General features: G+C 39.4%; 7 protein-coding genes and 1 pseudogene. 1 reads left to right on the top strand and 7 read right to left on the bottom strand.

What is annotated here, in order from left to right; translation table 11 throughout:
* On the bottom strand, positions 1-1,524 hold a 1,524-nt coding region (locus HT730_RS10455), incomplete at its 3' end, for a YSIRK-type signal peptide-containing protein (RefSeq protein ID WP_240151460.1).
* 483 nt (positions 1,525-2,007) lie between these two features.
* On the opposite strand from HT730_RS10455, the gene HT730_RS03860 reads away from it, so the two are divergent.
* Positions 2,008-2,208, top strand: coding sequence for a hypothetical protein (locus tag HT730_RS03860; protein WP_173306865.1), 201 nt, complete (start codon positions 2,008-2,010; stop codon positions 2,206-2,208).
* Between the two features lie 32 nt (positions 2,209-2,240).
* On the opposite strand, the pseudogene HT730_RS03865 reads toward HT730_RS03860, so the two are convergent.
* The 6 genes and pseudogenes from HT730_RS03865 to tuf form a co-directional block, all read right to left on the bottom strand.
* A pseudogene (locus tag HT730_RS03865) lies at positions 2,241-2,642 on the bottom strand (hypothetical protein); the annotation flags it as partial.
* Positions 2,643-3,665 carry a PD-(D/E)XK nuclease family transposase gene (locus HT730_RS03870; protein WP_173306867.1) on the bottom strand — a complete coding sequence of 341 codons (1,023 nt, stop codon included), beginning with the start codon at positions 3,663-3,665 and terminating at the stop codon, positions 2,643-2,645.
* Positions 3,666-3,857: 192 nt separating this feature from the next.
* A complete protein-coding gene (locus HT730_RS03875) occupies positions 3,858-4,817 on the bottom strand; it encodes an Rpn family recombination-promoting nuclease/putative transposase (RefSeq protein WP_173306868.1) in 960 nt (319 codons plus the stop codon).
* Between the two features lie 325 nt (positions 4,818-5,142).
* Positions 5,143-6,906 (bottom strand): glycerophosphodiester phosphodiesterase, encoded by a 1,764-nt coding sequence (locus tag HT730_RS03880; RefSeq protein ID WP_173306869.1) that lies wholly within the window; start codon positions 6,904-6,906, stop codon positions 5,143-5,145.
* A gap of 8 nt (positions 6,907-6,914) precedes the next feature.
* Positions 6,915-7,505, bottom strand: a complete 591-nt coding sequence (locus HT730_RS03885; protein ID WP_125456608.1) for a 3'-5' exonuclease — start codon at positions 7,503-7,505, stop codon at positions 6,915-6,917.
* A gap of 300 nt (positions 7,506-7,805) precedes the next feature.
* On the bottom strand, positions 7,806-9,002 hold the full coding sequence (gene tuf / locus HT730_RS03890) for an elongation factor Tu (protein WP_001040724.1): 1,197 nt from the start codon (positions 9,000-9,002) through the stop codon (positions 7,806-7,808).
* Between the last annotated feature and the right edge of the window lie 525 nt (positions 9,003-9,527).

Raw genomic sequence — 9,527 nt, forward strand, 5'->3', positions numbered from 1 at the left:
AATATATTCTACCTTATCTGCCGGAGCAACTGCTTTCGTAGCTGTCCTTACGTTACTATAAAAGGAGCCCCTAGTTCCTGGTCTATGATCCTCATGATAAACTCCACTGGAATCTGCTAATTCTATAACAGTTAAAGCCTTAAAACCACCCGTCCCTAATTTAGTATCCTTATAGTCATCTTTAGTGATGGTAACTTCCCTACTCGATCCATTACCATCATTATTTGGAGATACATCTTTTGAGGCAATGATATTCGAGTAAGCAGGGTCAGGTTCAAATCCTCCACCATAATCTTGCCCTCCGCTACCTACCAAGTAGACTTTCATTTTAGCCCCTTGAGGTAATTTAGGGACAGATGGAACTGTAACTTTTATATCTGGCCGATAATTTCCTGTTACTTCTGCTTTCCCTTTCAACTCGTCATCAGTTGTACTTATAGTTGGTTTTTGAAAGAGCGCATAATAACCAAATTGAAATTCTTTATATGTAGTAGCCGTTTCAACTTTTACAGTCACAACCCAACCACCACTTCTTGGTGTATTTCCTTCAAATGATACTGTTGCTTCATTTGAAGACTTATTTTCCTTTACTGTGAACGGGAAGCCTTGATCATGGTCTTTCGAGACTGTTATGGCTGTAATAGGTCCATCACCAGATATAGCCTTCACTTGAATACCAGTTCCTTTAAAGCCAAGTCCTTCTGGATAAGATAGGATTTTTGTATTAGTAATATTGCCCTTATTCACTAATCCCATTTGTATTGTTGTTGATTCAGTTTTGGCGACTTCACGTTTTCTTCTCCTAAAGTTATTAGATCCTTCTATTTCGGCTTTGTCTATCTGATTACCATCCAGTAACTTGTGAGCTTTTTCGACAAGTTCTCCAGAAATCTTTCCGTCGTCTGAAAGTCCTAACTTTTCGTTGATAGTATCTGCTAAGTTTTTAAAATCTGCTGCCGACTCAGGATTGGATTCTTTCAATTTTTTAGATGCATCTATCAATTTATCATATAACTGATACCCATCTTCTTCTTGGGATTGATCCGGCTTATCCACTCCATTAACTTCCTCTTTGTTAATTGAGGATCTTTCTTCCAACTCTGGTTGTACTTCTTTTTTATCTTTTTCTTCCTCAAACACGGGAGATGATTCACCAGACACAGGTTTAACTACACCATCAACTTTTTCGTCACCTGTATTCTCTACTGTTGACTTAGCTTTTCCTTCACTATCTTTAGATGGAGTTCCTGGCTCTTTTTTCTCTGTCTCTTGAGTGTTTGGTTTAGCTCCTTCTTGTTCTACGTTAAGATTTTGATTGCTTGTATCTGATGGCGGTAAGACAGATGGATTCCCAGTGTTGCCATTTCCATCCTGACTGACCACTTCTGTATTTGCTTCCGCCGCCTGAACTTCTGTCGCTGGATTAGCCACAAAAAAGACAGACCCTAGCAAGACTGAGGCTGCTCCGATTGAAAACTTGCGTATAGAAAAGCGTTGGCGCTCATTCATTTTAAACTGTTTCATAGTTTTTCCTTTCTTTCTACCCTGTCTTTGCTCCTCTAGCCATGTTCATGCAGGCATCAACTCGCAATAAAAACAGGAAAACATGACCTTTTCTCATCTTGAACAAATGACAAAAAGCCCAGTGTTTACTATCACTTCATTATATCAACTTAGTTCTCTTCCTTCAACCTCACTTTGTTTTAGAAAATCAATGATTATATATATATATATATGCATGTTGCTTATTTTAAAGGATTTAGAGGCTCCTTATTTGTAAATTTATTATATTTTTCATTATTTTCAGAAATTTTAAATTTATATGACATTCGAACAGAGCTGTTCGTCTTGCTATCTATCGCCAGAAAGACCTATCCTAGACTCAGCAAGTAAAAAAAGGCTCTCCGAAAAATCAGAAAACCTGAGATATTATTTGATATAACTCCTATCCCAAATCACTTGATGTAGGCTCTCCCAGCTTTGTCGAGTAGCAGAGGTAGACTAACCATGACAAAAATCAGCCATAGCGAGACTCATAAAAGCCCAGATAAATATAGGAAAGAAGCAAAGAGAAAGGCCGATAGCAAAATCATACCCAAAGTCTCTCCAAAATTCGGGCAAATAAATAAAGCAAAAGGAGAGATAAAGGATAAAGAGACTAAAGCAAAAACGCTTGCTTGTATTTTTAGTACAAAAAGCACACCTTGACTAGATGATTTTCCTGACCGTTAGTGCTGATTTTACAACAATGTCTCAAACTCAGCTACGGTCATGCCTAACTGCCGGCTGGCAACCTCAGGTGTTAGAAGACCTTGACGTACTAGATTTACTAAACCTACTTTTAATCCCTCTTCAATGCCTTCTTCTCGTCCTTGTTCACGACCCTCTGCACGACCACGTTCTAAGCCCTTTTCCTCAGCTTGTTCCAAGGCATAGTCCTGCGCCAACAATGCTTGTTCTTCGCGCATACGTAATTGACTAAACATTTTCCTGTCCTCCTCGGACCAGCTCTTGTAGTCCAACAGTTGGTCTGCTTGGCTTATGGCTCGCTCGGGTTCTTGAGTAAAGGGCTTGTTGCCGAAAAACTCCAACCACGGTTTACGAATGCCATCTTTGCTGGTTTCTCTGTATTTTTTTAGGTCTTATTTATGATGGTTCTTCAATAGCGCTTCAAACTCAGCCACGGTCATGCCTAACTGCCGGCTGGCAACCTCAGGTGTTAGAAGACCTTGACGTACTAGATTTACTAAACCTACTTTTAATCCCTGTTCGATGCCTTCAGCTCGTCCACGTTCAAGTCCTTGTGCTAAACCTTTTTCGATGCCTTGTTCAATCCCCTCTGCACGGCCACGTTCAAGTCCACGCTCTAAACCTTGTTCAATACCCTCTGCACGACCACGTTCCAACCCTTTTTCCTCAGCTTGTTCCAAGGCATAGTCCTGCGCTAACAAGGCTTGTTCTTCACGCATACGTAGTTGACTAAACATCTTCCTGTCCTCCTCGGACCAGCTCTTGTAGTCCAGCAGTTGGTCTGCTTGGCTGATGGCTCGCTCGGGTTGCTGGGTAAAGGGCTTGTTCCCGAAAAACTCTAACCAGGGCTTGCGAACCTCGTCTTTGCTGGTTTCTCTATATTTTTTTAGTTCCAAGAATGCCATCTTGACCAGATGGTTTTCTTGACCATTATTGGTGATGGTTAAGACTTCACCTGTCGTGTCCTCTCGCATGCTAAAGCTATGGAAAGCTAAGTCATCTTGGAAATAATTACTATCCACAATTGCAATGGCGTAGACAGGAGCGATGTGTTTATAGCTCTGGTGGGTATCACCTTCTCGTTGGCGAATTTTTTCAAGATTTTGATTGACCTGACTGCACAGATAAGCCCACAGGCGATTGATAAAAAAATTCTGATGATGTACCTGAATCTCAATGATAACTTGAGTGCCATTGTCTAGTTCAGCTAAAACATCTATACTGGTATAGAAATCTTGGGCTGAATAAGGCAGGGAAGGTAGTACATGAATATTGCTCCCCTCCAAAATGGTTACATTTTTGGCTGGCAAGTCCAACATATCGCGAATAAATTGACAAGTGATTTCTGAATTGCTAAAAATTTTCTTAGCTACCAAGTCATTGGTCGGGCTAATGCCCGGATGTCTGAGAATCATATTTCCTCTCCTTTCATTATAGCACATTTTTCAATCTAGGTTTACTAGATTCACTGCTACTATCTATTTATTCGGAAAAGAAAGTGAAAAGTTCAAACTTTCCTAATAAAAAAGATAGCTAATCTCTTTTCCATCAAGAAATTTAGCTATTCTTTTTAATTGTTTTCATATCGTATAATATTTACAGATTTCTCACTCATGTCTTGCCAACAACGCTTCAAACTCAACCACGGTCATACCTAATTGCTCACTTGCAACCTCAGGTGTTAGAAGACCTTGACGTACTAGATTTACTAAACCTACTTTTAATCCCTCTTCAATGCCTTCTTCTCGTCCTTGTTCACGACCCTCTGCACGACCACGTTCAAGACCCTCAGCTCGACCTCGTTCTAAGCCTTTTTCTTCAGCTTGCTCCAAAGCATAGTCCTGAGCCAATAATGCCTGTTCTTCGCGCATACGTAGTTGGCTAAACATTTTCCTGTCCTCCTCGGACCAGCTCTTGTAGTCCAGCAGTTGGTCTGCCTGGCTGATAGCTCGCTCAGGTTCTTGGGTAAAGGGCTTGTTCCCGAAAAACTCCAACCATGGTTTGCGAATGCTATCTTTGCTGGTTTCCCTGTATTTTTTTAGTTCCAAGAATGCCATCTTGACCAGATGATTTTCTTGACCGTTATTTGTGATGGTTAAAACTTCACCTGTCGTATCCTCTCGCATACTAAAGCTATGAAAAGCCAGGTCATCTGAGAAATAATTGCTGTCCACGATTGCGATTGCATATACTGGTGCGATGTGTTTATAACTCTGGTGAGTATCTCCTTCACGTTGACGGATTTTTTCAAGATTTTGATTGACCTGACTGCACAAATAAGCCCACAGGCGATTGATGAAAAAATTCTGATGATGTACCTGAATCTCAATGATAACTTGAGTGCCATTGTCCAACTCCGCCAAAACGTCTATACTGGTATAGAAATCTTGTGCCGAGTAAGGTACGGAAGGCAAGACATGAATATTGCTTCCCTCCAGAATGGTTACACTTTTTGCTGGTAAGTCCAGCATATCGCGAATAAATTGACAAGTGATTTCCGGATTGCTAAAGATTTTCTTAGCAACCAAATCGTTAGTTGGGCTGATGCCCGGATGACGTACAGTCATATTTCTTCTCCTCTCATTATAGCACATTTTTTAATCTAATTTACTAGATTTGATGCTTCTATCTATTTATTCGGAAAAGAAATTAAAAGTCTCCTAATTTTTAATCAATTCTTTCTAATGGATATATAGAATAAAGGAAACTTTCCAATTTCTAGTACTATTTTAGAAGTTATAGTGTAGCATTCCAACTTCAAAGCACCATAAAATCAATTGAAACAAGAACAATACAAACAATCCTCGTAAACGAATTGCAACCACAAAAAAGCAAGTATTCACAAGAATACTTACCTATCATGGAAGGAATAGTTGTTCCTATTTTTTATGACTAAAATTCAAAGAATTCCAGAGCTTTTTTCAAGAGCAAATCCGTATATTCTGGATCTTCTTGGGCTACTTCTATTTCCCACTGAACTTTTTCCAAATCATCTGTAATCACTCCATCTACTCCTAAGTGAAGCGATTTGTTGATAGCTTCTGAATCATTGACAGTCCATACATAAAGTTTCTGATCTGTTGTCCATAGTTTGCTTACAAAATATTCATCCAAGGTCGAGTACTCCATAGTATATCCTGTCGCCCTTGTTTTAGGAAAGACAGAATTGTAGGGCATGATGAAATAAACTGGCAGTTCGGCATCATACTGTCTTACTTTTTCGACAACATGGTAGTCTAAAGATTGGATTTGATGTCCATAAATCTTGAGCTTTGCAGCATAACGGGCTAAAAAGCGGTCCATCATGTCTGGACTATCTTTTTTACTGGTTTTGATTTCAATTAGTAATTTTTGACCAAGTTCGTTGGCTCGACTGAGATAATCTTCAAAGCTTGAAATTTTAGTCTGGTAGCCATTTTCAAAAATATCAATCCCTTTAAGCTCCTCCAAGTTTAAGTCTTGAGGACTTTTATTGATACCTGCTAGATTTTTCAAGTTAGCATCATGCATCATGACAAACTGCCCATCTTTTGTTTCCTGCACGTCCGTCTCTACCAAGTCTGGTTTGAGTTGTGCTGTAGTTTCCAAGGACTCTACTGTATTTTGAATCCCATTTGCATTGGAAACCCCTCGGTGAGAAATAAGCTGAGGTAGATGAACCATGGGAGCTTCCAGATAAATATAACCTTCTAAGGCAAAGAAAAGACTGGCACAAGTCATGACTCCCCATCGCATGATGTGATCTTTTTCTCTCCGAGGAAGCATATCCAGCTCCTTTCCTGTCAAAAATGAAACAAATTTAACCAAAAAGTAAGTCAGAGCCATATAATAAAGATTTTTAATCACAACAAAATTCAAAATACCAAGAATCAGAGACTCTCTCTGAGTGATGTCATCTACCAAAGTTTGAGCCAATAATAAAGGAATCAAAGGAAGATAAAATAATAAATTTGCCTTGAGCAAGATATAAAATAAATTCCAAGCATAAAAAGCAACTCTCTTCTTGGTTTTCTCCAAACTAAACATCACTGCTTCTCGAACAGTCAGCTGATCATATACAATCTTCGGAAGGGCAAACATCAATCTGACAGAGACATAGAGAAAGATAAGAGATAGAAGTAGGATGCTCAGCCACCACATCCAATATTTATCTTCTAAATAATCTTGGATAAACTCTGGAATGACGATTTTATTGAGATAATAAATCTTCAGCATTTTCCGTATAAAAGGAAAAAGCATAGCTATATAGAAAAAGATAAACAAGGCTTTGGCGCAAGTTAGCTTTTTCATAAATCCAAAACTTTCATGGAAAACCTTGCGGATATACTCAATTAGCCTTCGCTTTTCATGATAGAGGAGATGACGAGCACCAATAAAGAGGAGTCCTATTTGAAAATAAGCGACCAGCAGGTTAATGATAATCAAGGCCAAAAAAGCTAGACTAATCAATGGAGAATGAGTGAGGATGGCTAAGACATTGTTATAGGAAATAAAAAGATAACCTGTCTGATCTAATAAGAAGCTAGCCAACCATGAATTGAATGGTACCCACAAATACTCCACTATCATAAAAATTAAGAAAAAGAGAAAGAGGATTTTATCAAGATTGAGGTAAATCTGTTTAAAACCCAATTTTTTAGGTTTTTCAGGTTTCATAGGCACTCCTAGTCAAATAATTGAGACAAGTCCAAGCCGCCAAAAGGATTGTTTGATAGGCTACTTTCTGTCTCTAACAATTCTCTAGCTTGATCCGACTCTAGGAAGGACTCGTAAACACGCGCCGTCATCCGAGCATCCTCTAGACTATTATGAGACTGGCCTTGAAATCCAAGAAATGAGGCAACAGTTTGCAATTTGAGATTGGCAATACCATGTAAATCCGAGCTCCGACGTTCAAAAGCTTCATCATACAGATCCACCTTATACTGCTGGCTGTAATCTAAACCATGCTCTGCTAGAATAGGCAAATCACTTTTAGCAGCATTGTAGCCAACCATGGGTAAAGAACCCACAAACTCTTGGAATTCTTTTATAACTTTCTCCACTGGGGGAGCATCTTTTAAGGTTTCAGCTGTAATCCCTGTCAAACCATTGATAAAACTCTTTAGAGGTACACTAGTATGGACATAGGAATCATAGGCATCGATTTCCTGACCATCTCTAAAACGCACTGCCGATACTTGAATCAAGTGTGTTTGTCCTTCATGCTGATTAAATTCTAAATCGAAAGCAATGTAATCTTCTAATCGTTCCATTCTATACCTCTCCTATACTGTTATTTTATACTTCCAAACCGCGTCAGCTTCGCCTTGCCGTAGATATAGTTACTGACTTCGTCAGTTTCATCCGCAACCTCAAAAACATGTTTTGAGCTGACTTCGTCAGTCTTATCTACAACCTCAAAAACATGTTTTGAGCAGCCTGCGGTTAGCTTCCTAGTTTGCTCTGTGATTTTCATTGAATATTAGTTCAATATCTGAAAAAAAAGAACCTTGCAAAGCAAGATTCTTTCAGTGTCTGACTTAAATAATTGTTCTTCTGGGAACTAAATCGAATTAAGCTTCGATTTCTGTAACCATACCTGAACCAACAGTACGTCCACCCTCACGGATAGAGAATGTAGTACCTTGTTCTACGGCGATTGGGTGGATCAACTCAACGTCGATTGTCACGTTATCACCAGGCATTACCATTTCAGTACCTGCTGGAAGTTCGATTGAACCTGTAACGTCAGTAGTACGGAAGTAGAATTGTGGACGGTAGTTGTTGAAGAATGGAGTGTGACGTCCACCTTCTTCTTTAGTAAGGATGTAAACTTCACCTTTAAATTTAGTGTGTGGGTTGATTGAACCTGGTTTAGCGATAACTTGTCCACGTTCGATTTCATCACGTTGAACACCACGAAGAAGGACACCTACGTTATCTCCAGCAAGACCTTCGTCAAGTTGTTTACGGAACATTTCAACACCAGTAACAACTGCTTTTTGAGTTTCTTCTTTGATACCAACGATTTCGATTTCGTCGTTGACTTTAACGATACCACGGTCGATACGTCCTGAAGCAACTGTACCACGTCCAGTGATTGAGAATACGTCCTCGACTGGAAGAAGCAATGGTTTGTCAGTGTCACGTTCTGGTTCTGGGATGTACTCATCAACTGTGTTCATCAATTCCATAACGATGTCTTCGTATTTAGAGTCACCTTCAAGGGCTTTAAGAGCTGAACCTTGGATAACTGGAAGATCGTCACCTGGGAAGTCATATTCTGACAAGAGGTCACGGATTTCCATTTCAACCAATTCAAGCAATTCTTCGTCGTCAACCAAGTCAACTTTGTTCATGAAGACGATAAGGTGTTTAACACCAACCTGACGTGAAAGAAGGATGTGTTCACGAGTTTGTGGCATTGGTCCGTCAGTTGAAGCTACTACAAGGATAGCTCCGTCCATTTGAGCGGCACCAGTGATCATGTTTTTAACATAGTCCGCGTGTCCTGGAGCGTCGATGTGAGCGTAGTGACGTTTTTCAGTTTCGTACTCAACGTGCGCAGTGTTGATTGTGATACCGCGTTCGCGTTCTTCTGGAGCAGCATCGATAGACGCATAGTCTTTAGGTTGGTTAACTGATGAAGGCAAGCGACGTGCCAAAACAGTTGTGATAGCTGCAGTTAGGGTAGTTTTACCGTGGTCAACGTGTCCGATAGTACCAATGTTAACGTGTGGTTTACTACGATCGTATTTTTCTTTTGCCATTTGAGTAAAAGCCTCCAATAAAATATATTTTATAGATAGACAGTAGGCAATACAGTCTAACTTTCCTTACTATTTTATCAAATTTCAGCTAAATTGCAAGTGTTTTACAACGTTTTTGTGAATTATTCTTGGTAAAAATTTAGCTAACTAATAGAAAGTACTAAGTAGACTTATCCTTCAAGGAGTTTTCAGCATTATTCATCCACTCACTTGCTGAGAATGCAAACAGTCTCTGGTTTATACTACAAAAGCAAACTAGGAAGCTAGGTAAAAGTTACTCACAACATCGATTTAATACTCTTCGAACATCTCTTCAAAGCACGTCAGCGTCGCCTTACCGTAGGTATAGTTGAAACTGGTCAAAAAGTCTTTGCAATCAGAAAAACATATAGTATCAGGTCTTGAGAAACCTTGCTACTATGCGTTTTATTGTGGGAAGATTTACTTCATTTTCTCCTAAAGTCGAGTTTTTGCTCAACCTCTTCATCTACAACCTCAAAACACTATTTTGAGCTGACTTCGTCA

Origin of the sequence: Streptococcus sp. k-628, assembly GCF_013277475.1 — a bacterium.
GTDB lineage: Bacteria > Bacillota > Bacilli > Lactobacillales > Streptococcaceae > Streptococcus.